Annotated in this window: 28 protein-coding genes; 18 read left to right on the top strand and 10 right to left on the bottom strand. The window is 68.4% G+C overall.

Translation table 11 applies throughout. The features are described from left to right. Positions 1 to 23: 23 nt before the first annotated feature. A complete protein-coding gene (locus tag AC04ME_RS00350) occupies positions 24 to 851 on the bottom strand; it encodes an alpha/beta hydrolase (protein WP_475433012.1) in 828 nt (275 codons plus the stop codon). A gap of 126 nt (positions 852 to 977) precedes the next feature. Here AC04ME_RS00350 and AC04ME_RS00345 point away from each other — a divergent pair, with 126 nt between their 5' ends. The 3 genes from AC04ME_RS00345 (at position 978) to AC04ME_RS00335 (ending at position 4393) form a co-directional block, all read left to right on the top strand. Next, entirely contained in the window at positions 978 to 1598 is a 621-nt protein-coding gene (locus AC04ME_RS00345) for a TetR/AcrR family transcriptional regulator (RefSeq protein WP_042541573.1), read from the top strand. A 412-nt stretch (positions 1599 to 2010) separates the two neighbouring features. Continuing rightward, entirely contained in the window at positions 2011 to 2298 is a 288-nt protein-coding gene (locus tag AC04ME_RS00340) for an HU family DNA-binding protein (protein WP_042541574.1), read from the top strand. 85 nt (positions 2299 to 2383) lie between these two features. Then, positions 2384 to 4393: a bifunctional copper resistance protein CopD/cytochrome c oxidase assembly protein gene (locus AC04ME_RS00335; protein ID WP_475433009.1), complete on the top strand. Its 2010-nt coding sequence runs from the start codon at positions 2384 to 2386 to the stop codon at positions 4391 to 4393. Between the two features lie 31 nt (positions 4394 to 4424). Here the strand turns inward: AC04ME_RS00335 and AC04ME_RS00330 are convergent, their stop codons facing one another. Further along, entirely contained in the window at positions 4425 to 5498 is a 1074-nt protein-coding gene (locus AC04ME_RS00330; RefSeq protein ID WP_475433007.1) for a hypothetical protein, read from the bottom strand. Positions 5499 to 5657: 159 nt separating this feature from the next. On the opposite strand from AC04ME_RS00330, the gene AC04ME_RS00325 reads away from it, so the two are divergent. Next, positions 5658 to 7052 carry an ATP-dependent DNA helicase gene (locus tag AC04ME_RS00325; protein WP_475433005.1) on the top strand — a complete coding sequence of 465 codons (1395 nt, stop codon included), beginning with the start codon at positions 5658 to 5660 and terminating at the stop codon, positions 7050 to 7052. A 6-nt stretch (positions 7053 to 7058) separates the two neighbouring features. Here AC04ME_RS00325 and AC04ME_RS00320 read toward each other — a convergent pair whose 3' ends face one another. Together AC04ME_RS00320 and AC04ME_RS00315 are read right to left on the bottom strand one after the other, a co-directional pair. After that, positions 7059 to 7706 (bottom strand): biliverdin-producing heme oxygenase, encoded by a 648-nt coding sequence (locus tag AC04ME_RS00320; RefSeq protein ID WP_042541577.1) that lies wholly within the window; start codon positions 7704 to 7706, stop codon positions 7059 to 7061. A 54-nt stretch (positions 7707 to 7760) separates the two neighbouring features. Then, positions 7761 to 8075 carry a DUF2470 domain-containing protein gene (locus tag AC04ME_RS00315; protein WP_042541596.1) on the bottom strand — a complete coding sequence of 105 codons (315 nt, stop codon included), beginning with the start codon at positions 8073 to 8075 and terminating at the stop codon, positions 7761 to 7763. Positions 8076 to 8164: 89 nt separating this feature from the next. Between AC04ME_RS00315 and AC04ME_RS00310 the strand changes: the two genes are divergently transcribed. Beyond that, a complete protein-coding gene (locus tag AC04ME_RS00310; RefSeq protein ID WP_079113772.1) occupies positions 8165 to 9448 on the top strand; it encodes a serine hydrolase domain-containing protein in 1284 nt (427 codons plus the stop codon). 50 nt (positions 9449 to 9498) lie between these two features. Next, the gene (gene corA / locus AC04ME_RS00305) at positions 9499 to 10515 is read left to right on the top strand and encodes a magnesium/cobalt transporter CorA (RefSeq protein WP_475433003.1); all 1017 of its coding nucleotides are present in this window, start codon (positions 9499 to 9501) and stop codon (positions 10513 to 10515) included. An 18-nt stretch (positions 10516 to 10533) separates the two neighbouring features. On the opposite strand, the gene AC04ME_RS00300 is transcribed toward corA, so the two are convergent. The 3 genes from AC04ME_RS00300 to AC04ME_RS00290 form a co-directional block, all read right to left on the bottom strand. Continuing rightward, positions 10534 to 12354, bottom strand: coding sequence for an RNA polymerase sigma factor (locus AC04ME_RS00300; protein WP_475433001.1), 1821 nt, complete (start codon positions 12352 to 12354; stop codon positions 10534 to 10536). 151 nt (positions 12355 to 12505) lie between these two features. Continuing rightward, positions 12506 to 12730, bottom strand: a complete 225-nt coding sequence (locus tag AC04ME_RS00295) for a hypothetical protein (protein ID WP_042541580.1) — start codon at positions 12728 to 12730, stop codon at positions 12506 to 12508. Then, positions 12717 to 14099, bottom strand: coding sequence for an APC family permease (locus tag AC04ME_RS00290; protein WP_455903830.1), 1383 nt, complete (start codon positions 14097 to 14099; stop codon positions 12717 to 12719). Before AC04ME_RS00290 ends, AC04ME_RS00295 begins: the two co-directional genes overlap by 14 nt. A 126-nt stretch (positions 14100 to 14225) precedes the next feature. On the opposite strand from AC04ME_RS00290, the gene AC04ME_RS00285 reads away from it, so the two are divergent. Both AC04ME_RS00285 and AC04ME_RS00280 read left to right on the top strand, forming a co-directional pair. Then, the gene (locus AC04ME_RS00285) at positions 14226 to 14897 is read left to right on the top strand and encodes a GOLPH3/VPS74 family protein (RefSeq protein WP_475432999.1); all 672 of its coding nucleotides are present in this window, start codon (positions 14226 to 14228) and stop codon (positions 14895 to 14897) included. 396 nt (positions 14898 to 15293) lie between these two features. Beyond that, the gene (locus AC04ME_RS00280; RefSeq protein WP_475432997.1) at positions 15294 to 16556 is read left to right on the top strand and encodes an MFS transporter; all 1263 of its coding nucleotides are present in this window, start codon (positions 15294 to 15296) and stop codon (positions 16554 to 16556) included. Positions 16557 to 16563: 7 nt separating this feature from the next. Here AC04ME_RS00280 and AC04ME_RS00275 read toward each other — a convergent pair whose 3' ends face one another. Then, positions 16564 to 17313, bottom strand: coding sequence for a DeoR/GlpR family DNA-binding transcription regulator (locus AC04ME_RS00275; RefSeq protein ID WP_079113766.1), 750 nt, complete (start codon positions 17311 to 17313; stop codon positions 16564 to 16566). 70 nt (positions 17314 to 17383) lie between these two features. On the opposite strand from AC04ME_RS00275, the gene AC04ME_RS00270 reads away from it, so the two are divergent. Together AC04ME_RS00270 and AC04ME_RS00265 are read left to right on the top strand one after the other, a co-directional pair. Then, a complete protein-coding gene (locus AC04ME_RS00270) occupies positions 17384 to 17755 on the top strand; it encodes a DUF4406 domain-containing protein (RefSeq protein ID WP_455903828.1) in 372 nt (123 codons plus the stop codon). A gap of 78 nt (positions 17756 to 17833) precedes the next feature. Next, a complete protein-coding gene (locus AC04ME_RS00265; RefSeq protein ID WP_475432995.1) occupies positions 17834 to 17995 on the top strand; it encodes a hypothetical protein in 162 nt (53 codons plus the stop codon). Between the two features lie 15 nt (positions 17996 to 18010). Here the strand turns inward: AC04ME_RS00265 and AC04ME_RS00260 are convergent, their stop codons facing one another. Then, complete coding sequence (locus AC04ME_RS00260) at positions 18011 to 18913, bottom strand: SDR family NAD(P)-dependent oxidoreductase (protein WP_475432993.1); 903 nt, start codon at positions 18911 to 18913, stop codon at positions 18011 to 18013. 10 nt (positions 18914 to 18923) lie between these two features. Beyond that, positions 18924 to 19496 carry an isochorismatase family protein gene (locus AC04ME_RS00255; RefSeq protein WP_475432991.1) on the bottom strand — a complete coding sequence of 191 codons (573 nt, stop codon included), beginning with the start codon at positions 19494 to 19496 and terminating at the stop codon, positions 18924 to 18926. 215 nt (positions 19497 to 19711) lie between these two features. On the opposite strand from AC04ME_RS00255, the gene AC04ME_RS00250 reads away from it, so the two are divergent. From AC04ME_RS00250 to AC04ME_RS00215, 8 genes are all read left to right on the top strand, one after another. Beyond that, on the top strand, positions 19712 to 20236 hold the full coding sequence (locus AC04ME_RS00250) for an Asp23/Gls24 family envelope stress response protein (protein WP_079113761.1): 525 nt from the start codon (positions 19712 to 19714) through the stop codon (positions 20234 to 20236). Beyond that, entirely contained in the window at positions 20233 to 20421 is a 189-nt protein-coding gene (locus tag AC04ME_RS00245; protein WP_042541587.1) for a DUF2273 domain-containing protein, read from the top strand. The genes AC04ME_RS00250 and AC04ME_RS00245 overlap by 4 nt, the downstream gene beginning before the upstream one ends. Further along, the gene (locus AC04ME_RS00240) at positions 20421 to 20813 is read left to right on the top strand and encodes a hypothetical protein (protein ID WP_042541588.1); all 393 of its coding nucleotides are present in this window, start codon (positions 20421 to 20423) and stop codon (positions 20811 to 20813) included. Before AC04ME_RS00245 ends, AC04ME_RS00240 begins: the two co-directional genes overlap by 1 nt. Beyond that, positions 20810 to 21394: a DUF6286 domain-containing protein gene (locus AC04ME_RS00235; protein WP_455903823.1), complete on the top strand. Its 585-nt coding sequence runs from the start codon at positions 20810 to 20812 to the stop codon at positions 21392 to 21394. Before AC04ME_RS00240 ends, AC04ME_RS00235 begins: the two co-directional genes overlap by 4 nt. After that, a complete protein-coding gene (locus AC04ME_RS00230) occupies positions 21391 to 22005 on the top strand; it encodes a hypothetical protein (RefSeq protein ID WP_042541590.1) in 615 nt (204 codons plus the stop codon). Before AC04ME_RS00235 ends, AC04ME_RS00230 begins: the two co-directional genes overlap by 4 nt. 94 nt (positions 22006 to 22099) lie before the next feature. Beyond that, positions 22100 to 22273 (top strand): CsbD family protein, encoded by a 174-nt coding sequence (locus AC04ME_RS00225; RefSeq protein WP_042541591.1) that lies wholly within the window; start codon positions 22100 to 22102, stop codon positions 22271 to 22273. A 78-nt stretch (positions 22274 to 22351) separates the two neighbouring features. Beyond that, positions 22352 to 23209, top strand: a complete 858-nt coding sequence (locus AC04ME_RS00220; RefSeq protein ID WP_475432988.1) for a hypothetical protein — start codon at positions 22352 to 22354, stop codon at positions 23207 to 23209. Positions 23210 to 23258: 49 nt separating this feature from the next. Next, complete coding sequence (locus AC04ME_RS00215) at positions 23259 to 23570, top strand: DUF2277 domain-containing protein (protein WP_056374724.1); 312 nt, start codon at positions 23259 to 23261, stop codon at positions 23568 to 23570. The last annotated feature ends 100 nt before the right edge of the window (positions 23571 to 23670 follow it).

Raw genomic sequence — 23670 nt, 5'->3', positions numbered from 1 at the left:
CCCACCCCTGCACGAGCCCGACATCAGGCGGCGGATGCTGTCGCGTGCTCCACCGCCCAGGTCAGTGCGTAGTCGGCGATTTCTTCCCAGCCGTCCTGGCTGACGAGGCGGTGGGTGCGGCCGGCATACTCCTTGTACTCGACGACGGCAGGGCTGCCGCTCGACCGGTACTTCTTGACGATCGCGCGGCCGATGGCGGGCGGCACGACGTGGTCGATCTCGCCGGTGATGACGAGCAGCGGAGCGCGGTCGGCACGAGCGTAGTCGACGTGCGTGACGCCCCCCTTCTCGTTGAGCACCGAAGTCACGCCCTCGAAGAAGACCCGGTTGTAGGAGTTCACGGCATACTCCTCCCAGAGCGCGTCGGATGCCGCGCGCGACAGGTCGTTGCCGAATGTGAAGCGGAAGTGGCGCTTGGAGAGCGGCTTGGCGCCGTTGCGGCCGAACGGGTTCGAGAGGATCGGCGTTCCTGTCCAGAGGGTCGAGAGGGGAAGTGCGGTGACGCCGGCGGTCTGTCCGGGGGCGACGCCGACGTAGGCGGCACCGAGGCCGCGGTCTGCCAGCATCTGCGTGATCACGCCGCCGAACGAGTGGCCCATGATGATCGGCTTCACCGGGAGCGCTCTGATGATGCGCTCGTAGTTGTCGGCGATCTGCTTCAGGCCGATGCCCTTGAGCGCGGACGGATCGCGGCGGATGTCCTCGACAGAGCGGTCGTCGATGCCGGGCCAGCCCGGAATGATCACCTCGTGACCCTGTGCGCGGAAGCGCTCGGCCCAGGTGTTCCAGCTCTTCGGCGTCATCCAGAGTCCGTGGATCAGGACGATCGGGGTCTTCTCGGTGCTGTTCATGGTCTCTTCTCCTGTTTCTGCTCCCGCCCGGTGCGGATGCGTTAGGCTGATAGTAGACCGAACGTTCTATCTACTGCAACCTATTCCCGAAAGTCGCTTTCGGATGACACGATGAGAGGGATCACCATGAAGACCACGACTCCCACCCCGGCTCCGGCGAAGACTCAGACGCCGACCCCGAAGCGTCCGAGCGCCGCGCGCACCCGATTGATCGACAGCGCCACCAGGCTCTTCTACGAAGAGGGGATCCATGCCGTGGGCGTCGACCGCATCATCGACGAGGCCGCGGTCACCAGGGCGACGCTCTACAACCAGTTCGGTGGCAAGGAGAACCTGGTCCTCGCGTACCTGCGCAACGAAGACGAGATGCTTCGGGCGCTGTTCGCCCAGGCAGGGGCGGAGGTCACGGACCCGACTCAGCTGGTCGACGCGGTGATCGAGGGCATCGCCGCCGACATCCGCCTCAGGCACACGCGCGGCTGCCCGTTCATCAACGCGGCCGCGGAGTATCCGGATGCCGACGGCGCCGTGCGACGACTGATCGACGAGCACCGAGAATGGTTCCGGTCGACCCTGCAGGCCGTCGCCGAGCAGGCCGGCCTCGAGAGCCCCGCCGATGTCGCAGCATCCCTCGTCCTGCTGCGCGACGCAGCGCTCGTCGGCGGCTACCTCGACGGAGACGAGCGCGTCACCCCGGCATTCGCGCGCACCGCTCGCTCGGTCGTCGAGTCCCACCGCCCGCGCTGACGCGCGCATCCCTCAGGGGTGCGTCTCGGGACTGAGCATCCCTCGGGACTGCGCCTCGGGAGGAACGCTGCGCCTCGGGAGGAGAGGCTCACCAGATCTCTCCTCCCGGAGCGCAGTCCTCCTCCCGAAGCGCAGTCCTCCTCCCGAAGCGCAGCGCGGAGTCGACGAGGTCGACCCGTCGCAGCCCGCTGCGGGCCGCGGAACGGCGGGGTTCGGCTGCCGAACAGGGCACCACAGGGGTCACTTTCGTCACTTCTGCACCACGACACGCCGCCGAAAACCCCAAAACCCGCGAAATGACGCGGAAATGTGGGTGGTGGTTGGTACATTCAAGGCGGTCACTCGACCAACGGAGGGCAGTCGCCCTTCGAACACCAACGATGCGACGGGAACCTCGTCGCTGGAGGATGACATGGCTGACAAGTCCATCACCAAGACCGAGCTCGTCGCGAGCATCGCTTCTGCCACCGGCCAGAGCCAGGCCACCGTCTCGGGTGTCCTCGACGCGCTGTTCTCCTCGGTCTCCGACGCTGTTGCCAAGGGCAGCAAGGTCTCGATCCCGGGCTGGATCTCGTTCGAGCAGGTCGCAACCGCAGCTCGCACGGGCCGCAACCCGCAGACCGGTGCCGAGATCAAGATCCCGGCCGGCCACCGCGTCAAGGTGACCGCTGGTTCCAAGCTCAAGGCTGCCGTCAAGTAAGACTGCACCTCTTCGAAGGCCGCTCCCGATCCGTCGGGGGCGGCCTTCGCGCTCGCACCCCGAATCCGCGGCTTAGGCTTGAGGGGTGAGTGCCCGCGCCGTGGAGACCCCGAGCCGCTCCGCGTATCGCGCGGCCGGAGTCGGAATCCTGCTCGCGACCGGATTGATCGGCGTGCTCATCGCCCTCGTGATCGGCGGGGGTGCGGCGCCGCTGCTGCTGCAGGATCCGGGGCCGTTCGTGCGCTGGGCCACCCCCATTGTCAAGCTCGTCATGAACATCGCGGCTGCGGCGATGCTGGGATCCCTCGTGCTGGCGCTGTTCGCGCTGCGCAGCGAGGAGAAGTCGTTCGACACCGCCCTCAACACGGCATCAGCGGGCGCGGCCGTCTTCACGGTCACCGCGGGCATCAGCGGATTCTTCACGTTCATGGCGGCCTTCAACCCGCAGCTGAGCGCCGAGCGCGAGTTCGGCGAGCAGCTCGGGCGCTTCCTGCTGCAGCTGCCGCTCGGTCAGTCGTGGCTGATCACCACGATCATGGGCTCGGTGATTACCGTGCTCGCCTTCGCGTGGCGCACGTGGACGCCCACCCTGATCACGGCGATCCTCGCCGCGGCATCCTTCCTCCCGCTGGCGACCCAGGGCCACTCGGGTGAGCTCGCGGGCCACAACATCGCCGTGAACTCGATCCTGCTGCACACGATCGGCGCGGCGGTGTGGCTCGGCGGTCTGCTGCTGGTCGTGATCCTGCGCGACCGCTCCGGTGTGGGAACCGCGCGGCTGGTCAGCCGCTACTCGAGTCTCGCGATCGCCGCCTTCGCCGTCGTCGCGATCTCGGGCCTGGCGCGTTCCATCGTCTCCTTCGGCGACATCTCGCAGCTCTGGACGCCCTACGGCACGATCCTCCTCGCGAAGGTCGTGCTCCTGGTCGGCATGGGCCTGCTCGGCGCCTGGTACCGCATCCGCCTGATCCCTCGTCTCGAGGGCGCTGGAGCAGCGCGCTGGTTCTGGATGCTGGTGCTGTGCGAGGTCGCGCTGATGGGTCTCGCCTCGGGTGCGGCCGCCGCGCTCGCGCGCACTCCTCCGCCCACCGGCGAGGAAGCCGCGTTCGTGCAGACGCCAGCGGAGAACCTCACCCGTTCGCCCCTGCCTCCCGAATTCACGATCGACCGGTGGTTCACGGCGTGGGACATCGACGTGCTCTGGCTGGTGGCCGCCGGTTTCGGCCTCTTCTTCTATCTCGCAGGGGTGCGCCGTCTGCGCCTGCGGGGCGACCGCTGGCCGATCCATCGCACCGTGTTCTGGGTGCTGGGCATGCTGATGCTGCTGTGGGTCACGGGTGGCCCGATCAACGCCTATCAGGAGTATCTCTTCAGCGTGCACATGCTGGGGCACATGATGCTGTCGATGGCGATCCCGCTGCTGCTGGTCTCGGGGGCGCCTGTCACCCTGGCCCTCCGTGCGATCCACAAGCGCGACGACGGCACCCGCGGCGGCCGCGAATGGATCATGTGGGCGGTGCACTCGCCGTTCTCGAAGGTCGTCACCCACCCGTTCGTCGCGGCGGGCATCTTCATCCTGTCGCTGTGGGCCTTCTACTTCACCGACCTCGTGCGCTGGTCGATGTTCGAGCACCTCGGCCACGAGTGGATGGTCGCGCACTTCCTCATCTCCGGATACCTCTTCGTGCTGAGCCTGGTCGGCGCCGACCCCGTGCCGTACCGTCTGCCCTACCCGGGGCGCCTCATCACCCTGATCGCGATCATGGCCATGCACGCCTTCTTCGGCGTCGCGATCATGATGCAGGAGGGGCTGATGGTCGCCGACTGGTTCGGGTCGATGGGGCGCACCTGGGGTCCGTCGCCGCTCGAAGACCAGTACATCGGCGGCGGCATCGCATGGTCGATCGGTGAGATCCCGACCCTGATCCTCGCGATCACGGTGGCGATCCAGTGGAGCCGCAGCGACACGAAGCTGCAGAAGCGTCGCGACCGTCATGCCGACCGCACGGGCGAGGCCGAGCTCGAGGAGTACAACGAGAGGCTCGCGGCCCTCGCCGAGCGCGACCTGCGTCAGGCCGAGCGCGAAGCACGCTGACCCTGCGCCCGCACTGCCGCGGGCGGGCGGATCAGCCCGTCGGCTCCTCGCCGGGAGATCCGACGCGGATCGACACCTTCCCGTCCGGCAGGATCGTGATCGACCCGTTGACCTGGAACGGCACGTCTTCCGAGACCTCCTGAACCGAGCCGTCGAAGAGTGACCTGATCTCGACGTCGACGTGTGCGACCGCATCGGTCGGAGGGATCTTCCAGTGCCCGCCGTCAGGCACGACGCTGACCTGGGGCTGAGCCGTGATCGACCACTTCGGCAGTGACGCGAGGCGGTTGTACACCTCGAGGCCGAACGGGCAGGCGGTCGGCTGCAGCACCTCTTGAGCGGTGCACCCCGTGAGGAACTCCTCGACGCGCTGCTGCACCACCGCGACGAATTCGGGGGTGGGTTCGGTCTGCACGTCGATGGGGGTGGTGGCGAGCGGGGTGTCTGCGAGGACGCCGACACCGTCGGAGTCGGCGATCGCCGTGTCGACGGTGACCGAGTACAGCCCCGGCGTGAAGACCAGCAGCGGCAGGGGATCGAGCGGAGCGGCCTGCGCGCCCGCAGCCGACACCTGGCGGCGGTCCATCTCGAAGCCGTTGACGGCGAACTGATCGGCGCCGCGCAGCGTGAGCTCGACCACCGCGAGAGGGCTCGTCGTGAAGCGCCAGTTCGGGGTGACGCCCGCCCAGCCGTCCTGCTCGACCGTGAAGGTGGTCGTGCCGGCGTGTCCGCTCGCGGAGAAGGAGACGGTCACCTCGGTCTTGCCTGCGTCGTCCTGCTTCTCCGACAGCACCTCCACGTCGGTGAGCGGGGCGAGGGCCGAGTGCCGCAGCAGAGCCTCTGACGCCGTCGCTCCGATCCCGGCGACCTCGAGCGTCTCGCGATCGATCGCGACGCCGGGCACGCGGAGGGCATCGGCCGCGCGGCCTTCGGAGAGCAGATCGAGATACCGCACGACGAAGGCCGACGGTCCGTAGAACTGCTGGTAGAGAGTGGCCCCGCCTGCGCCCAGAGCGGCGACGAGCACCAGGCCGACCACTGCGAGCATCGCGAGATCGGCAGCGAGGCGGGAGCGCCGGGGCGCCTTCGTCTCGACCTGCTGCATGGCGTCAGTCTAGGAGCGCGGCCTGGGATGGAGCCGAGCGTGGGTCGCTGTGCGTCGGCGGTGATCGCTGTGTCCGTCGGATGCCGGGCGGCGGCGCCACGTAGCATGGGGAGGCACGGTCTCAACGTGCACTCCCGCCTCCAGCCGTGTGAGAGAACCGTGTCGCTTCCCGTCCTGTCCGAAGAGCAGCAAGAGCTGTTCCGGCTGATCGAGGACACCAGCGAGCATGTCTTCATCACCGGCCGAGCGGGCACCGGCAAGTCGACCCTGCTGCAGTACTTCTCGTGGAACACCAAGAAGCAGATCGCGATCTGCGCTCCCACCGGTGTCGCCGCACTGAACGTCGAGGGTCAGACGATCCACTCGCTGTTCCGGCTGCCGATCGGTCTGATCGGCGACTCGGACATCGATCAGAACGACAACACGCGACGCATCCTCAACGCGATCGAGACGCTCGTGATCGACGAGATCTCGATGGTCAACGCCGACCTCATGGACGCGATCGACCGCTCCCTCCGGCAGGCTCGGGGCAAGCGCGGCATCCCGTTCGGCGGCGTGCAGGTCGTGATGTTCGGCGATCCGTATCAGCTGGCTCCCGTGCCCCCGCGGGGCGACGAGCTGCGGTATGTGAAGGACCACTACCGCTCGTTCTGGTTCTTCGACGCCAAGGTGTGGGCCGGCGCTGCCGGCGGGGAGGAGCCGGAGGAGGACGAGGGGCTCTTCGCCGTCGACACCCGCGCCGAGCTGCATGTGCGCGAGCTCGTGCAGATCCATCGGCAGTCGGATGACGGTTTCAAGGCCATGCTGAACGCGGTGCGGTACGGCCGGGTCACCGCCGAGATCGCGGGGGTGCTGAACGCGCAGGGCGCACGCACACCCCCCGACCCGGAACCGGGCGAGGTGCCGATGATCACGCTCGCCACGCGCAACGACATCGTGAACACGATCAACAGCCGGCATCTCGCGGCGCTTCCCGGCAAGGAGCAGACGGCGAAGGCCGAGGTGAGCGGAGAGTTCGGCAGGGGCGAGGCGTCGCTGCCCGCCGAGTCGGAGCTCAAGCTGAAGATCGGCGCGCAGGTGATGTTCCTCCGCAACGACACCTCGATGTCGGGGGAGCCGCCGCGGTGGGTGAACGGCACGATCGGCACGGTCGTCCGGATCCTCGGCGAGACCGTGCGCGTCGAGATCGACGGAGACGAGGTCGACGTCGAGCCGGCCGTGTGGGAACGCTTCCGCTATTCGTACGAACCGAGCACGAAGAAGCTCTCCCGAGACGTCGTCGCGGAGTTCACCCAGTTCCCGCTGCGTCTGGCCTGGGCGGTCACGATCCACAAGTCGCAGGGCAAGACCTACGACCGCGCCATCATCGACCTCGGGTCCGGTGCCTTCGCACCGGGGCAGACCTACGTGGCGCTGTCGCGACTCACGTCGCTCGACGGGCTCTACCTGTCGAGGGCGCTGCGCCCGAGCGACATCCGGGTCGACGAGGACGTGCGCCGCTTCATGCGCGACGCATGGCTCGCGGCATCCACCCCCGAGGTCGGCAGGGCCTGAGGCGTTTCAAGCGGCGACGCGTGCGCGGTCGAGGTCTTCGAACAGCTCGGTGTTGAAGCGGTAGGCGAGAAGCACCTCGTCGATCACGCGCTCGCGCTCGGCGTCGTCCCACGGGGCTGCGTCGAGCTGCTCGCGGTAGACGTCCTTGAAGGCCGCGGGGTCGGCGATGTCGTCGAACAGGTAGAAGCCGATGCCGTTGGTCTCGAAGCCGAAGCGGCGCGCCATCACTCGTCCGATGAAGATGCCACCGGACAGGTCGCCGAGGTAGCGCGTGTAGTGGTGCGCGACGAAGCCTCCGGCCCAGGTCGCGCCGACCTGACGGATGCGCTCGACGTAGCGCTGCGTGGTGGGGAGAGCGACGATCTCGTCGCGCCAGCCGGCGCCGAGCAGGAACTCGAGGTCGGCCTCCAGCGCAGGAAGACGGGTCAGCTTGTCGCTGAGGAAGACGGATGCCACGGGGTCGCGGCGCATGCGCTCTCCCGCGCCTTCGAGGGCCTCGTAGATGAAGTAGTGCTGTGCGACGAGCGCGATGTAGTCCTCACGCGAGCCTTCGCCCTTGAGCAGGTCGGACATGAAGCCCGCCCCCTCGCTGCGCGAGTGCGAACCGGAGGAGCGCTCACGGAGGGCTGCGGAGAAGGAGAGGATCTCGGACATGTGCCAAGTGTAAGGGTTGCCTAACCTGGAGCGATAGCCCGATATCTCAGAGCGTCATGCGTGCGGACGCGGCTCGACCCCGAGCTTCTCGCACGCGAGATCGTAGAGTGCCACGACCTCGCGCCGCACAGCCGGGCGCTCGGTGATCGAGCCCGAGGGCCACGCGATGCGCAGTTCGGAGGCGACCCCCGAGCGGGTGACCTTCCAGACGCCGCCGTCGCCATCGAGGTCCGTCATCACGGCATCCGTGATCTCGCCGTCCTCGACCGCCGAGAATGCGCGCGTGATGAGCAGATTGTCGTCGGTGTGGTCGCCGTTCATGTGGCGCAGGATGGCGGAGACGACGTCGGCCTCGAAGATGTGGGGCATGCTGATCACCCTAAAGGGGCCCCGGCGATGCCTTCTTTCAGGAACGGCGTTCTAGACTCGGGAGACACGTCTTCCGGGGGTCCCCTTTCATGCAGCTTCTCTCGTCGCGCACGTTCCGCGCAGCAGCGGCCGGCGTCGCCGCGCTCGGACTCTTCCTCACCGGCTGCACCGCCGAGCCGGAGTTCAGTTACGAGCCGCCGTCTCAGGTCGAGGGCGCACTGCCCGACGACACCGTCGCCGCCATGGAGGCGGCCGTCGCCAACGCGCTCGCCGCGTCGGGGGCGTCGGGTGCTGTCGTGGGCGTCTGGGCTCCCTGGAGCGGCAGCTGGGTCACCGGCGTCGGCACGCAGGGCCCCGGCTCCGATGAGGAGATCAGCACCGACATGGCCTTCCGTGTCGCGGACATGACCCGGCTCATGACGTGCGACGTGCTCTACGGCCTCGCAGACGAGGGCGTGGTCGAACTCGACGACCTCGTGCCGGAGTACGTCTCGGGCGTCGCCGACATGAAGGACATCACGCTCCTCGATCTGTGCAACAGCACGAGCGGGGTCGGCTCGTCCGAGGCCACCGCGCAGGCCTCGTGGTTCACCACCCCCGAGCGCGTGTGGGCGCCGCTCGAGCTCGCCTCCTACGGCCTCGGCGCCCCGCGCGCGACGCCGAAGACGACATACACGAACTCGGACGCCGGCTACCTGCTGCTCGGCCTCGCCCTCGAGCGCGCGTCGGGCCTCACGGCATCCGAGCTGATCGCCGAGTACGTGACCGAGCCGCTCGGTCTCGCCGCCACGTCGCTGCCCTCGCCGGCCGCGGCTGCGCCCTCGACCGGTCCGGTCATGAACGGGCACTACCTGACGCCCGTCGAAGGCGGATACGACTGCGCGGCTCCGACCGACATCACCACGCTGTCGTCGAGCACCGGCTACACCGACTCCGGCGTCGTGTCGACGATCGATGACCTCGGCCGCTACGCCCAGGCCGAGGCCGCACAGAAGCTGCGGACGAAGGATGAGCCGAATCGCTTCGGATCCCCGTTGCCGCAGAGCCCCGAGGCGCCCTCGTGGTTCCAGGCCACCGGAGGAGCCCTGCTCGTCGGCTCGATGATCGGACAGTCGGGGTGGACCCCCGGGTACCAGACGTCGGCGTTCTCCGACCCTGAGAGCGGCTTCACGGTCGCGGTGTCGCTCAACGACTCGACGACCGGCGGGCTGACCGCGATGTTCCTGGCGTGGGAGCTGGCCGCGATCGCATCGAAGGCTCCCGCAGCCGCAGGCGAGACGGCCCCCGAGTTCGGGCTGCCGTTCACGGCCGAGCAGTACCACCAGGAGATCACCGATTCCGCGATCGCCTGCGTCGCACCGCCCGCCGGCTGATCTCGGAGGCGCACGACCGCTCCGCGGCCCCGATCGAGGGAGGAACGCCGATGGCGATCATCGACAACGCGATCTATGTCGACGGCATCCGCACCCAGAATCCGCGGAGCCTCAGCGAGACCTTCGAGGTGCTGCGCGAACGCGGGGGCATGAGCTGGATCGGCCTGTATCGGCCGAGCGAGGCCGAGATCCGCGAGGTGGCCGACGAGTTCGGCATCCACGCGCTCGTCGTCGAAGATGCCCTCTCGGGTCACCAGCGCTCGAAGCTCGAGCGCTACGGCGAAGTGCTGTTCATGGTGCTCCGCTCTGCCCGGTATCTGGATGAGGCGGAGGAGGTCGAGTTCGGGGAGATCCACGTGCTCGTGGGGCCGGACTTCGTGGTCACCATCCGTCACGCGGAGTCGCCTGACCTCGGACGCGTTCGGCGCCGCCTCGAAGGCGACCCGGGGCTGCTGAAGCTCGGCCCTGAGGCCGTGCTCTATGCGATCCTCGACGAGGTCGTCGACGAGTACGCACCGGTGCTGGCCGGCCTCGAGAACGACATCGACGAGATCGAGAGCCAGCTCTTCGAAGACGGGGTCGACGCCACGCAGCGCATCTACGAGCTCGGTCGCGAGGTGATCGACTTCCAGCGTGCGGTGCAGCCTCTGGCGGGGATGCTCGACTCGCTGCTGCGGGGGTCGGCGAAGTACCAGGTCGACGAGGAGCTGCAGCGGTATCTCCGCGACGTGCTCGACCACACCCTGCGCGTGTCGGAGCGCGCGAACACTTTCCGCACGGTGCTCGACAGCGCCCTGACCGTCGAGTCGACGATCGTGGCGCGGCGGCAGAACGAGGAGATGCGGCGGATGACCGAACTGAGCATCCGTCAGAACGACGAGGTGAAGAAGATCTCGGGCTGGGCGGCGATCCTCTTCGCGCCGACTCTCGTCGGCACGGTCTACGGCATGAACTTCGACCACATGCCCGAGCTGCACTGGACCCTCGGCTACCCGATGGCGATCGCGCTCATGGTGGGTATGGGCGTCGGTCTGTACTGGGCGTTCAAGCGCAAGGGCTGGCTGTAGCCACTCGGCCGGAGGGCGTCATCTTCCACCGGGGGTGACGACGACGGCGTACTCGGCGCCGGGGCCGATCAGGCCCGACTCCACGTCGACGTACCGCAGGGTCAGCAGGTGGAACCCGAGGTGGATGTCGGGGATGTAGTCGTCGGAGGTCACCTCGTCTATGGCGATGAGGTGCGGGTTCACGACGCCGTCGACAGCCACCTGCACCCATCCGCCCGGGATTCCCTCGAGGGAGACGAGCGCATCATCGCGCTCGCCGTCTGCGTCGGCATCCGCGCCGTCGAGGTGGATGTGCGACGGCCCGCCGGAGATGACCGGCACAGGGAACGCGAGGGGCCCCATCGGCTCGCTGAGGTCGACGTCACCGGTGGGGGACGTGTGTTGCGCGGTGAGGGTCATGCCCTGACGGAGGTCGTCGCCCGCGACCGAGATCTCGAACACGCCCTCGTCGTCGACCGGCACCTCGGCGAGGACCGCACCCAGCTCGTCGAGCATCGCGACCGTGCTGCCGGGGATGCCGGTGCCGCGCGCCGAGACCGCAAGGGGGTTGCTCGTGTCCCAGCCGGCCGGCTCGAGACTGAACGCGTAGGGGATCTCGACCGGTGGCTTCTCGGCCGGCGGATTCTGGGCCGTCGGAGTCTGGGTCGGCGGAGTCGCTGCCGGAGGCTCCGCCGCGGGGGGAGCCGGAGTGGGAGGACGCTTCGTCTCCGGAACGGCTCGGTCAGTGGAGGTCAGCGGCGTGGTCTCGAGGACGGGTTCGGGCGGGGGCTCCATCGGCGCCGGAACCAGCGGGGGCGCAGGAGGAGGCGTCGGAGAGGTGCCGACCGGCGTCGCGGATGGCGTGCCGGGAATCGGGTCGACGGGGTGGGCGACCGGTCCGGCTGCTTCGCTGCGGTCGGTGCCCGGCGCAGGTTGCGTCCACGGAGCGGCGATCGCCACCGCGACGGTCGCCGCGAGCGCGACTGCACTGCCCGCGGCGACCCCGAGGGTGAGAACGCGCCGGGATCGTAGGACTGCGGATGGTCCGACGACAGCGGCGCTCGCCGCGGCGCCGGGTTCGAGCGCCGCGAAGGCAGCGGCCCCAGCGCTGCCGAGCGCGAGGGGCAGAAGCACCGCCCGCAGCTTCGACGAGGCCGTGTCGATGTCCCGAGCGATGATCGTGCACCCCGCGCACCTCTCGAGATGACTCTCGAGCCGTGGACGCTCGTGTCGGCTGACCGGGCGGCGGGTGCGGCGCACGAGCCGTCCGCAGGCCCAGCGACACTCTTCAGGGCGGGAGGGGTCGGCGATGAGCGCGTCGAGCCATGCGTGACGGAAGCCGTCTCGTGCGCGCAGGGCGAGGGCGGAGACGGCGTTCGGGGTGAGTCCCATCAGCGGCGCGATCTCTCGCGGCTTCATGCCCTCGACCTCGAGATACCAGAGCAGAGTGCGGTGGTTCTCCGGCAGGTTCTTGAAGGCGGCGGCGAGCATCGCTCTGTCCGACAGCTGCTCGATCGCGTCGGGCGCCTCGTCGGGGATCTCCTCGATGAACTCGATCGGGATGTCCTTCTGCTTGCCGCCCCACGTCGCCGCGGCGTTGCGGATGGCGGCGTACAGATAGGCGCGGAAGCCGTCGGTCGGTCCGCCGCCGTTCTGCATCGCGCTGAAGGTCTTCGTGAAGGCCTCGCTGACCAGGTCGTCCGGGTCGATCGAGCGCGTCACCGCGCGGGCCGCCCGGAGTCCCGCCTCGGCGTGCCTCTGCCACAGCACGGCGAACGCCTGAGCGTCGCCGTTGCGAGTCGCGTCGGCCAGCTCGGCGTCCGACCTCGTGTCAGTGCTCGGATCTGCGGTGAGGCTCACGGCATCCCCCCGATCGTGGTGACGACGTCTGTCACCGACCTCGAGGCCGACGACACGACCTCGATGTCAGCATACGCTCAGGGGTTGCTGTTTAGGGATATCTGTGATATGTCGGCATATCCGCGGGGAGAGGGCTGTCGCCCCGCACCTGTTACCGCTCGGGTTCGTCGTCGATCTCGACTCCAGGGCCGGGGCCGGGGCGCACCGCAGCATCGGGCGCGATGTCGATGCGGGTGTTGCCGTCGTGCTCGGAGACCTCGATGCGGGGCGCGGCGTCGGCCTCGGTCGCCTCCGGTGCCGAGGTCAGCTGGTCGTGTCGCTTCTCTTCGCTGGTCATGGCGTCGTCTGCCTCGGGGGTGTGATCAGGCGTGCTCATGGTTCTCCTTCGTGGTGGTTGATGAGGGGTCTGCATTCCGGCTCTGCTTCCGGGTGCGGTTCCGCCCCCAGCGGGCGAGCAGATAGAGCACGCCGCCGACGGCCAGCAGGATCGCACCGAAGAGCCAGACGATGGGGCGCTGCTGGGTGAGCAGCAGGATGCACGACGCGATTCCCAGCACCGGGATGACGGTCCAGATGCGGAAGTGATCGTGCTCGACCCGGTCGCGTCGCAGCACGAGCACAGAGACGTTGACGCTCAGGAAGACGAACAGCAGCAGCAGCACGACGGTCTCGGCGAGCGTCGCCAGGTCGCCGACCAGCGTCAGGCCCATCGCGACGAGGGTCGTGGTGAGGATCGCCACCCAGGGGGTCTTGCGGTTCGGCAGCACGCGGCCGAGCACCGGGGGCAGCAGGTTCTGCTCCGCCATCCCGTAGGTCAGGCGGCTGACCATGATCATGGTCAGCAGGGCGCCGTTCGCGACGGCGATCAGGGCGATCAGGCTGAACAGCCACGAGGGGATGCTGGCGCCCGCCGCCTCCACGACCGAGAGCAGCGGCCCGCTCGACTCCTGCAGCTCGGATGCCGGCAGCGCGATCGAGCTGGCGACGCCGACGAGCACGTAGACCGCGCCGGCGGTGAAGAGGGCACCGAAGAGCGCGCGTGGATAGGTGCGCCGCGGGTCCTTCACCTCTTCGATCATGTTCGCCGATGTCTCGAAGCCGACGAACGAGTAGTACGCGATCACGGCCCCGGCCAGGACGGCCATGGCCACGGGAGTCCCCTCCGGTGTCTGAGTGAGCCGCGAGGCGTCACCGCCGCCACCGGCCACGAACACCCCCACCACGACGATGACGATCACGAGACCGCTCAACTCGACAGCGGTCATCACCAGATTCGCACCGAGCGACTCGCGGATGCCTCGCGCGTTGAGCGCTCCGACGATGGCGAGGAAGACGATCGCGACGGGGATCGTCGGCAGGTCGAAGAAGGTGCCCAGGTAGTCGCCGGCGAAGGCGATCGCCAGACCCGCGGCGCTCGTCACGCCCGCCGCGAGCATGCTGAATCCGACGAGGAAGGACACGACCGGGCTGTGGAAGGCGCGCTCGGCGAACACGGACGCCCCGCCCGCGCGCGGGTACTTGGTGACGAGTTCGGCGTACGACCCCGCGGTCAGCAGGGCGAGCAGGAGCGCGAGCAGCAACGGAGCCCACAGCATTCCACCGACCTTCTCGGAGAGCACTCCCATCAGGGCGTAGATTCCGGCGCCCAGAACGTCACCCAGGATGAAGGCGAACAGGAGGGGGCCGGTGATGGCGCGACGCAGCCGGGTCGGCTCCTCCTGCGTCTGGGCGGTGTCGGATGTCATCCTGAAAACCTATGGATTCGGCGCCTGCACGGCGACGGGGTTGACAGGACACGGTATCGAGCTCGGCATCCGAAGTCATCCGTCCGGGGGATGCCGACGCCCGCAGAGCCGTCATAGCGTGGATGCATGCTGATCGTCGAAGAACTCCATCTGCTGCTTCTCCGGCCTGATGGCCGCGTCGAGAGTCCGGTGAGCGTGAACCGCCTCTATGGCGAGGTCGCGGCCGTCATCGTCGACCTCGCCCTGCACGGACGCATCTCGGTCTCGGACGAGAAGAACCCCGTCATCGACATCGTGTCGACCGAGCCGACGGGCAACCCGATCCTCGACACGACGCTGCAGCGCCTCGTGCCGTTGCGCGGCAAGCGGCTGCAGTCGCTCGTGGTGCGGCCCAAGCTCGATCCGCTCGAGGTGGTGGTGGAGTCGCTCATCGCACAGGGCGTCCTGATCCGCGGAGAGCGCGGGTTCTTCGGCTGGGGTGCGGCGCGCACGCCCGAATCCGACTCCGCACCGGAGCAGATGCTGCGCGCCCGACTCGCCGCCGTGCTCGCCGGAAGGGGCTCCCCGACGCAGGCCGACCTGGCGCTGCTCTCCATCCTGCAGAACCTCAACTGCGCGCATGCGATCCTGCGCGACGAATGCGGCGGAATGTCGGCGCGCGACCTCAAGAAGCGGATCGAAGAGCTCACGGCGGGGTCGCCGGCGGGGGATGCCGTCGCCAAGGCCGTCAACGACGCGATCACCGCGGCGATGGTGGCCGTCATGACCCCGACGATCGTGGCCGCGACCGTCACCTGACGCGCCGCTCCGGCGTGGCCCGCGCCGGGCACGATTTCGAAGATCGGGGACGACCCGCCGGGGCGGCACCGGTGATGGCGGGTGTCGTCAGCATCCATCCGAATCTGTCCCGGCCGTGATGAGCCGTCAGCTCAGTGATGTGAAGACCCTTCGAGCGTTCGTGTTGGCATATATCGTCCGCGACTGGTGCGTTCTGCCTGCCTGATTCCGGGTCTCGGATCGCATTCCGATATAGCACCGCGACTTCTGCGAGCGGTGTCGGTACCTCTGCTGTGGCCGTGCCTACCGTGGTGATTCCACGAGACACGAGGAGGTGGATTATCGGTCGGGCCTTCCACCAGAACATGTTCGACTACCGTCACTCATACGTGGTCGAGGTACCTGAGGGGTGCCCACATGGGTGAGACGGTCGAGCTCAAGGGGGGCAGCGCCTTGCGTCGGAACAGGGCGTTTCAGCGGCTGGTCGTCGCGAAGGTGTCGAACGAGCTGTCGTCGGCGATAGGAAACGTGGCGTTGCCACTCATCGTCCTCGGGGTGACGGCATCCGCGACTCTCGCTGGTCTGGTTCTCTTCGCGTCGAATGCCGCTCTGATCGCCACCCAGGCCTTCGGTGGCGCGCTAGTGGATCGGCATTCACCGTCACTCGTCCTGCGTCTGTCGTCGTTCACGCAGGCATCCGGGTGGGCGCTCGCGCTGCTCGCGACCTTCTTCCCTGAGCCGGGAATGCTGCCGGTCCTGATTCTGGGGGCGGCGCTCGCGGGAGCCGCGTCGGGACTTGACGGACCTAGCGAACAGGCTCTGGTCAAGGTGATCGTTCCTCGTGGTCAACTCGGCCAGGCGGCTGCCGTTTCGCAGGGGCGGGAGGCCGGTGCCGGACTTGTCGGCGGACCTATAGGAGGCCTGCTGTATTCGCTGGGTGGAGCGTGGGCACTTGGGACTCAAGTCGCTCTCAATGTGGTCGCGGGTATCTTCACACCGCGGCCGTCGCGAGTAGCCGAATACGAATCGTCACCGAGCGGATACATCGCACAACTGCGGGAAGGGTTCGTCTTCGTCTGGAGGCAGCCGGGGCTTCGTGGCGTAGCGATCGTCGCCGGGCTCGCGAACCTTCCGATCATCGTCCTGCCGCTCACGCTGATCGCGTATTACCAGAAGAGTGGAGAAGCGCCTGTTGCGATCGGAATTCTCGCGACAGCGTTCGGGGCCGGTGTCGTCGCTGGCGCACTGATGGCAGGAACGCTCTCTTCACGGTTCCGGCTTGGCCGTCTCGGGGGCACCGCGCTCGCTGCGTTCGCGCTAGGGCAGGCAATGGTCGTAGTCACGTATCCGTCGCTGCCTCTCACAGTCGTGGTGTTGTTCCTTTCCGCGCTTCCGCTTCCGGCGTTCAACGCAGCGATCAGCGCGTACACCGTGACCGTCACGCCTGCACCGTTGATGGGGAGGGTCACGGCGGCATCGGGTGTGCCGGGAATGCTGCTCATGCCGGTGGGTGCATTGGGTGGAGGGCTTCTCTTCGATCACTTCGGACCTTTCGTGCCCCTGGTGTTCTCAGCCACGGTTGCCATCGCGACTGTGGTCGTCATGGTCAGTTCAAAAGACCTCAGGCGGATTCCGAGGCTCGGCGAGCTCAGCGAGGACGGCCTCGAGGTGCCCGGCTGACGCGCGCTCAGCGCAGCACGGCCACACGCTCTGCGAGCTCGCTGATCACGGGGTTCGAGTCGACGGGGTCGACGACCACACCGGCGACGGCCTCGAGGTCGAGCACGGGGTGGCGCGACGTCGCCCCGATCTTCTCTTCGCTGCCGAGCACGTAGGCCTGCGCACAGCGGGCGGCGATCGCGCGCTTGGTGACGGCGTCGTCGAGGTTGCCGGTGGTCAGCCCGCGCACCGGGTCGATGCCGGTCGCGCCGAGGAAGAAGATGTCGGCATGGAGGTGCTGCACCGCCTCCATGGCGAGCGGGCCGCTGGCGACCATCGAGAAGCGAGCGAGCTCACCGCCGATGATCACGATGCGGGCATCGGAGTGCTCAGCGACCGCGAGGGCGATCGTCGGGCTGGGCGTGATCACGGTCAGGTCGGAGCCGCGCGGCAGCATGCGCGCCATCGCGAGAGTCGTGGTGCCGGCGTCCAGCACGATCGTCGAGGCCGGGGTGATCAGCTCGACGGCGCGACGGGCGACGCGCTCTTTGCTCTCGGTGGCGAGCAATGCCCGCTGGTCGACGGGGCGGTCGGCCGGCGGAATCGGCAGAGCACCTCCGTAGACCCGCACCATCTCACCGGCGTCGGCGAGCTCGCGGAGGTCGCGGCGGATCGAGTCCTCTGAGACGCCCAGATCGGCGGCGACATCCTTCGCCACCACACGGCCGTCCCTGCGCAGGATCTCTCGCAGGTGGTCCTTGCGCTGTGCGCCCAGCATCCCACTCCTCAAAATCTTGTTCATTCGCGAAGTTGCACGTTCTTGCACGGTTAACGTTACAGTCTTCTCCATGACAACTCCACTCCTCATCCTCATCGCCGGTCCCTACCGCTCCGGCACCGGCGGCGACCCCGCCCTGATCGCCCGCAACCTCGAACGACTCGAAGAGGCGGCGGCGCCGATCCATCGCCTCGGCCACGTGCCCATGATCGGGGAGTGGGCAGCCCTGCCGATCCTCCGGGGGATGGACGAGACGGATGTCGCCGAGGGCGACGTCATGTACGAGACCGCGCACCGACTGCTGCAGCACTGCGACGCGGTGCTCCGCCTGCCCGGCGACTCCGCCGGCGCCGACAAGGACGTCGAGATCGCCCTCGAGCGCGGCCTGCCCGTGTACCGATCTCTCGACGAGATCCCTGCCAGGGAGATCGCTGCGGCGTAGCCGGCTCCGCCGATGCGACGGCCGCGTGGATAGGCTTTCGACCATGACAGATGATGTTCGCAACGTGCACTTCGCGACGTGGTCTTGAACCCGAATGACGTGTTCGTCGTGCCGCGAGGAGTCGAGCACTGCCCGAAGGCCGAGGACGAGGTGCACGCGATCCTGTTCGAGTCGAAGGGCACGATCAACACCGGAGATGCCGGGGGAGACATGACCGCGACCCTGCAGGAGCTCGACTGACCGACGCGCCGAGCGTCAGATCCTGAACCGCACGCCCGCCATGTGCTCGGCGACGGCCCACAGCTCAGCCCCCACATCGACCGAGCGCACCTGCGCGCTCGCGGCGACGCGTCTCGGTGCCCCGCGGAACTCCAGCAGCCCGCCGGGCCCCCAGTAGTCTCCGCCCGTGGCGTCGGCGGCGACCGCCGCATGCACGATGGGCGCGGCTCCGGCATCCTTGCCCTGCACGAGCGGGCGGCTGAGTGCGGCGAGGGCGCGCGTCACTGTCGACAACTCTGCGAGGCCGTCGCGGCGCGGAGTCAGCGGGTCGACCGCGTAGCCCGGGTGCGCGCACAGCGCTGACCGCGCGGAGCCCCTCCAACGCCGATTCAGCTCGAACGCGAAGGCCATCAGCGCGGCTTTCGACCGGCCGTACTGACGCAGCGACGGACCGGTCCACGGCTGCGCGAGCGTGGCGGGGTCGATCTCCGCGAAGCGATGAGCCAGCGAACCCACCGCCACGACCCTGGCGTCATCGGCGAGCACGTCGCCGAGTCGGGCGATCAGGGCGAAGTGCCCGACGAAGTTCGTGCCCACCATCAGGTCGAGGCCATCAGCGGTGCGGGCGCCGCGATCCGCTGCTTTCACTCCGGCGTTGCAGATCACGGCATCGATGCGCTCGCCCATGGAGGCCGCGGCAGCGGTGATGCTCACGAGCGAGCCGAGATCGATCGGGACGATTCCGAGGTCGGCGCCGGGCGCGTGCGCGCGGATCGAGGATGCCGCGACCTCCGCCCGCTCGGTCGACCGGCATCCGAGCAGCACCCTGGCGCCGTGCCCGGCGAGGATCTCTGCACACCAGTAGCCGATGCCGGCGTTCGCCCCCGTCACGAGGATCGTGCGGCCGGCGAGATCGGGGAGCGCGAGCGAGGGGGACATGCCCTCCAACCTAGGCGGAGATGCCGACCCGATCGGACGTGCGGATGACGGTCGCGAATCCACGCGCGGCGAGGATGCTCTCGGTGCGTCGCATGATCTCGTCACCCGAGACGGCCGCGAGTCCGTCATTCGCCTCGATCGCCGAGGTCGTCGTGGCATCCGTCACGAACTCGACCGCGAAGCCCAGATCGGACGCCATCCGAGCGGTCGTCTCGCAGCACTGCTCCGTGCGGATCCCGCACACGACCACGCGTCCGACGCCGAGCTGCCGCAGCTGCTCTTCGAGGTCTGTCGACGTGAAGGCGTTGACGGTGGTCTTCGTCACGGCGATCTCGTCGCCCTGCGGATCGAGGTCTGAGATCACTCGGACGAAGCCGTTGACCGGGTCGAACACTCCGCCGCTGCCCGGTTCTGAGTGAGTGACCCAGACGACCTGGTCGCCGATCTCGCGAGCGTGATCGACCAGCCGCGAGATGTTGTCGATCGCGTCCGGGTTGGCGGTGGCCGCCCACTCGTCCGGCCGCTGACGGAAGGACTCCTGGGCATCGATGACGAGCAGTGCGGTGGCGATGTCTCGGTTCATGCCCTCATCCTCGCGGTCGAGGGCGGCGTGGGCCAGACCGTCAGCGGCCATGCCTCGCGCGAATCCCGCCGACGTCGAGGCGTCGGGTCTGATCTCCTCGCGACGAATTTGTGACGAACGCGCACCCTCGCACGTCCTATCTGTGAGCGACCAACACGCTCCCGGTGAGGCCATCAGGTCTCGTAGCTGGCACCCCGTGAGACGAAGGAAAAGTCATGGCAACTCAGGACCAGAACACCCCCGCCAGCCCCGCTGAGAAGGAACTGGCACAGACTTCCGCCGCGCCGAAGCCGGCAGCGTCCACCTCGCGTGTGGACCGCTCCTCCAGCTTCTCGACGTCGCGGATCCCCGCTGACTCGGATGCCGCGGGCAAGACCACGATCGCCGACGGCGTCGTGGCCAAGGTCGCCGGCATCGCCGCCCGTGAGGTCGCCGGCGTGTACGCGCTCGGTGGCGGTGGAGCACGCGCCTTCGGCGCCATCCGCGACGCCGTCAACGCCACCGACCTCTCGCAGGGCGTCAAGGTCGAGGTCGGCGAGACGCAGGCCGCCGCAGACCTGACCATCGTCGTCGAGTACCCCGCTCCCATCCAGGAGGTCGCGAACAACGTCCGCGCCGCCGTCGCCGGAGCGATCAGCCGCCTCGTCGGTCTCGAGGTCGTCGAGGTCAACGTCGAGGTCAACGACGTCCACGTGCCCGGCGACGACAACCACGAGAACGAGGAGTCGCGCGTCTCATGACCCCCACCACCACGGGCGCCCTCGTCGGTGCCCTCCTCGCCCTCGCTGCGCTGATGTTCGGATTCTGGGGCTTCCTGCTCATGGCTCTGTTCGCCGGCATCGGGGCGCTCATCGGTCGGATCGCCTCCGGCAAGCTCGACGTCCGCGGCCTCGCGGACGCCTTCACCGGGCGGCGTACCTCCTGATGCGCGCCGACCAGCACCTCGCCGCCGGTGGCGGCCCCGAGCGGGCCGCCACCGAGGCCACCGTCCCTGGTCGCGTCGACGTGAAAGAACGCGTCTACCGCACGGTCACCGAACAGGCGTCCGCAACCCTGATCGGTGTCCCTCGCGGTGACGTGAAGGTCGACGTGACCGAACACCCCGGCGGGATCGCGGTGCGCATCGCCACACCGCTTCCCGTCCCGGATCTCGACGACACCGTCGCGATCTCCCAGAGCGTCCCCGTGCTCGAACGGGCCCGTCAGCTGCAGGAGCAGTTGCAGCAGCGTCTGACGGGAATCCTCGGCAGGGACGTCACCCGCATCAACCTCACCATCACCGGTGCCACCATCCCAGAGAGGAGACGAGTGCGATGAGCACCCCTGTTCTTCGCCGCGTCGTCCGACGCGAGACGCATTCACCGCGCACCGTGGCGATGTTCGTGGCGGTCATCCTCCTCATCCTCGCCCTGGCCTACATCGGGCTCGAGATCGTGCTGAACCTCGCGGCGCAGCCGGCGCTCCTGCTCGGACCCGCCGCGGCGGGCGGATGGCTCGTGGGCCTGCCCACCGCGCAGCCCGAGGGGCTCGTGATCGCGGGCAGTGTCGTACTCGCCCTCATCGGGATCGTCTTCCTCGTGCTCGCCCTCACTCCGGGCCGCCTGTCGAAGCACACCCTCGAAGCGGGCGACCGGGCGGTCGTCGTCGACAACGGCGTGATCGCGAGCGCTCTCGCTCAACACCTGTCTGAGGAGACGGGTCTGGCACGCGACAGCATCACCGTCGGTGTGGGCCACCGCGGAGTCGACGTCACCGTGCGCCCCGGCGCCGGCATCCCGCTCGACAAGGGAGCGGTGAAGTCCGCCGCCGAAGCTGAGCTGCAGACATACCGACTCACCAGGAGCGTCCGTACCCGGGTGCGCATCGAGCGCCCCACCAAGCAGGAGGACGAGCTGTGAACAACACGAACCGCGCGCTGAACCGCGTACTGCTGCTGATCATCGGGCTGCTGTTCCTGGCCCTCGGCGCCGTCGGCATCGCGATCATGAGCTGGCCCACCGCGACGGACATCTGGACGTCGGCCGGTGAGAACGCCCGCTCCTGGCTTGACCAGGCGATCGCTGCCACCGCCATCGCCGGCGGCAGCCTCTCGTGGATCGGAATCGGCGCCGTCGTGGCGATCCTCGTGGTCGTCGTGCTGCTGATCCTCGCGCTCACCAGCATCGCCGGACGCCGCTCGAAGACGGCCTTCCGCTCCACCGGTGCGCAGAACCCGCTCGGTCGGGTCACCGTCACCGAGTCCTTCGTGTCGGATGCCGTGAAGAACTCGCTCGCGACGAGGGACGAGATCCTCTCGACCCAGGTCACAGCGAACGACATCCGCAACACTCCGGTGCTGCACGTGTCGGTCACGCCGCGGCAGAACACGGACCCGCGAGAGGTCGTCGATCACATCGACCGGCTTCTCACCAACCTCGCCACCCTGACCGGCCGTGACACCGAGACCTACGTCTCGATCCACACCGGGCTCCGTGCGCGTCTCGCCCACGACCAGCGTCGACTGTCTTGACGCAGAGACCTATCGTCGGTCGCGAAGAGCAACGGCGATAAGACGGCGGGAATCCTCCCGCAGTCAACGATCACCCTCACGAAAGGAGCTCCTCATGGGACTCGACGACAAGATCAAGAACGCCGCTCAGGACATCGCCGGCAAGGCGAAGGAAGCGATCGGCAACGCGACCGACAACGACAAGCTCGCCGCCGAAGGCAAGGCGGACCAGGTCAAGGCCGACGCGAAGAAGGCCGGCGAGAACGTCAAGGACGCGTTCAAGAACTGACACACCCAGCGGGCGGGTGGAGGGCGATTCACACCTCCACCCGCCCGTTGCTGTGCGCGGGGAGGAGGGCATGAGACGATGCCCGAGATGGATGCCGCCGCCGACGAAGAGCTGCGCGAGCTTCGTGCTCGCGCGTACGGCCCTCATGCCGACATCGCGACCGACCCCGCCGCGGTCCGGCGGCTCGAGGAGCTCGAATCCTCACGCAGTGCAGCGGTTGTCCGGCGCGGGGGCCGCGATCACGCGGCGATCGCCGACTCCGGAGCAGATGGCGAGGCCGCCGAGCTGCGCGTCGTGCATCCCTCGGGCGATGCCGGCCGAGAGAGCAGCGACCTTCTCGACCGGCTCGGCGACGAAGCCACGTGGGAGGAGCCGATCGCACGTGATGCTCCGACCGATGCGCCCCGGCAGGCTGGGCGCCTGACGCGGTGGCGGACGCCGCTGTGGGCGGCATCCGTCGTCATGGCTGCCGCGCTCGCAGCGATGATCACTTACGCGTTCGCGTCGATCCCTCCGGTGTCGTCGGCCGCGGGCGCGCCGCAGATCGCGACGCTCGAGCTGACGCGCACGGGAGCCGTACCGCCCGGGTGGTTCGGAGCGGAGGAGGACGTCGCGGCGGTCGAGTTCTACGGCCTGACGATCTTCGCGACCCCCGGGTGGGTCTCGGAGTCGGGGGATCGGTCGTCCGAGGATCGCTGCCTCAATGGCGTCCCGACGGAGGACGTGCCGCCGGAGGCGGACCCCGACGGATCGTCATTTGTCAGCGGGCGGATCTGGGGGGCGTGCAGCGTCGGATCGTTCCCGGCGACCTTCGCGATGCCGATCGACGGCGATGCTCCCGACGAGCTGATCGACCGCTACCCCGAGGGCGCCGCATTGCAGTTCGTTCTCGACGGCGACCGCGTCGCGGTCTTCCTCGACAGCGGCTCGGACTGACTCCGCCGCACCTCTTGACTCCGGCGATCAGCGATCTAGCCTGGCAGGCATGTGCCGCAACATCATTCCGCTGAACAACCTCGCACCGCCCGCGACCGACGACGAGTGCCACGAGGCCGCCGTGCAGTTCGTGCGCAAGATCTCGGGCACGAACGCGCCGTCGCGGGCGAACCAGGAAGTGTTCGACCGCGCCGTCGCCGAGATCGAGCAGTCCGTGCGACGTCTTCTCGACGGTCTCGTGACGACGGCGCCGCCGAAGAACCGCGACGAGCAGCGCGAGAAGCGACAGGCGCGCTCGGCCGAGAGGTACGAGGCGATCCGGGTCTTCCAAGAGGCGAAGCGCGCCGCGCGGGCAGACTGACGCGGCTCGAGGATCCCGAGCGCACGTTCGAGGTCATCGCCGACAGGCTCTGAGAAGAATCTTCATCCACGTGCATCCAAAACCCGGGTTCCCGGGGAAC

The organism is Microbacterium sp. LjRoot205 (assembly GCF_056175745.1).
Note: the sequence above shows the minus strand (reverse complement) of the source record. Positions and strands in the feature narration are given on the sequence as shown.

What these genes read in the sequence shown, in the direction of transcription:
- AC04ME_RS00260 (WP_475432993.1), bottom strand. Translation starts at nt 18,913, where the DNA reads ATGTCCCCCTCGCTCGCGCTCCCCGATCTCGCCGGCCGCACGATCCTC.
- AC04ME_RS00320 (WP_042541577.1), bottom strand. Translation starts at nt 7,706, where the DNA reads ATGTCCGAGATCCTCTCCTTCTCCGCAGCCCTCCGTGAGCGCTCCTCC.
- AC04ME_RS00240 (WP_042541588.1), top strand. Translation starts at nt 20,421, where the DNA reads ATGCGCGCCGACCAGCACCTCGCCGCCGGTGGCGGCCCCGAGCGGGCC.
- AC04ME_RS00215 (WP_056374724.1), top strand. Translation starts at nt 23,259, where the DNA reads ATGTGCCGCAACATCATTCCGCTGAACAACCTCGCACCGCCCGCGACC.
- AC04ME_RS00315 (WP_042541596.1), bottom strand. Translation starts at nt 8,075, where the DNA reads ATGCCCCACATCTTCGAGGCCGACGTCGTCTCCGCCATCCTGCGCCAC.
- AC04ME_RS00220 (WP_475432988.1), top strand. Translation starts at nt 22,352, where the DNA reads ATGCCCGAGATGGATGCCGCCGCCGACGAAGAGCTGCGCGAGCTTCGT.
- corA (WP_475433003.1), top strand. Translation starts at nt 9,499, where the DNA reads ATGGCGATCATCGACAACGCGATCTATGTCGACGGCATCCGCACCCAG.
- AC04ME_RS00275 (WP_079113766.1), bottom strand. Translation starts at nt 17,313, where the DNA reads ATGCTGGGCGCACAGCGCAAGGACCACCTGCGAGAGATCCTGCGCAGG.
- AC04ME_RS00225 (WP_042541591.1), top strand. Translation starts at nt 22,100, where the DNA reads ATGGGACTCGACGACAAGATCAAGAACGCCGCTCAGGACATCGCCGGC.
- AC04ME_RS00350 (WP_475433012.1), bottom strand. Translation starts at nt 851, where the DNA reads ATGAACAGCACCGAGAAGACCCCGATCGTCCTGATCCACGGACTCTGG.
- AC04ME_RS00270 (WP_455903828.1), top strand. Translation starts at nt 17,384, where the DNA reads ATGACAACTCCACTCCTCATCCTCATCGCCGGTCCCTACCGCTCCGGC.
- AC04ME_RS00340 (WP_042541574.1), top strand. Translation starts at nt 2,011, where the DNA reads ATGGCTGACAAGTCCATCACCAAGACCGAGCTCGTCGCGAGCATCGCT.
- AC04ME_RS00345 (WP_042541573.1), top strand. Translation starts at nt 978, where the DNA reads ATGAAGACCACGACTCCCACCCCGGCTCCGGCGAAGACTCAGACGCCG.
- AC04ME_RS00295 (WP_042541580.1), bottom strand. Translation starts at nt 12,730, where the DNA reads ATGAGCACGCCTGATCACACCCCCGAGGCAGACGACGCCATGACCAGC.
- AC04ME_RS00310 (WP_079113772.1), top strand. Translation starts at nt 8,165, where the DNA reads ATGCAGCTTCTCTCGTCGCGCACGTTCCGCGCAGCAGCGGCCGGCGTC.
- AC04ME_RS00235 (WP_455903823.1), top strand. Translation starts at nt 20,810, where the DNA reads ATGAGCACCCCTGTTCTTCGCCGCGTCGTCCGACGCGAGACGCATTCA.
- AC04ME_RS00280 (WP_475432997.1), top strand. Translation starts at nt 15,294, where the DNA reads ATGGGTGAGACGGTCGAGCTCAAGGGGGGCAGCGCCTTGCGTCGGAAC.
- AC04ME_RS00255 (WP_475432991.1), bottom strand. Translation starts at nt 19,496, where the DNA reads ATGAACCGAGACATCGCCACCGCACTGCTCGTCATCGATGCCCAGGAG.
- AC04ME_RS00245 (WP_042541587.1), top strand. Translation starts at nt 20,233, where the DNA reads ATGACCCCCACCACCACGGGCGCCCTCGTCGGTGCCCTCCTCGCCCTC.
- AC04ME_RS00285 (WP_475432999.1), top strand. Translation starts at nt 14,226, where the DNA reads ATGCTGATCGTCGAAGAACTCCATCTGCTGCTTCTCCGGCCTGATGGC.
- AC04ME_RS00290 (WP_455903830.1), bottom strand. Translation starts at nt 14,099, where the DNA reads ATGACATCCGACACCGCCCAGACGCAGGAGGAGCCGACCCGGCTGCGT.
- AC04ME_RS00330 (WP_475433007.1), bottom strand. Translation starts at nt 5,498, where the DNA reads ATGCAGCAGGTCGAGACGAAGGCGCCCCGGCGCTCCCGCCTCGCTGCC.
- AC04ME_RS00250 (WP_079113761.1), top strand. Translation starts at nt 19,712, where the DNA reads ATGGCAACTCAGGACCAGAACACCCCCGCCAGCCCCGCTGAGAAGGAA.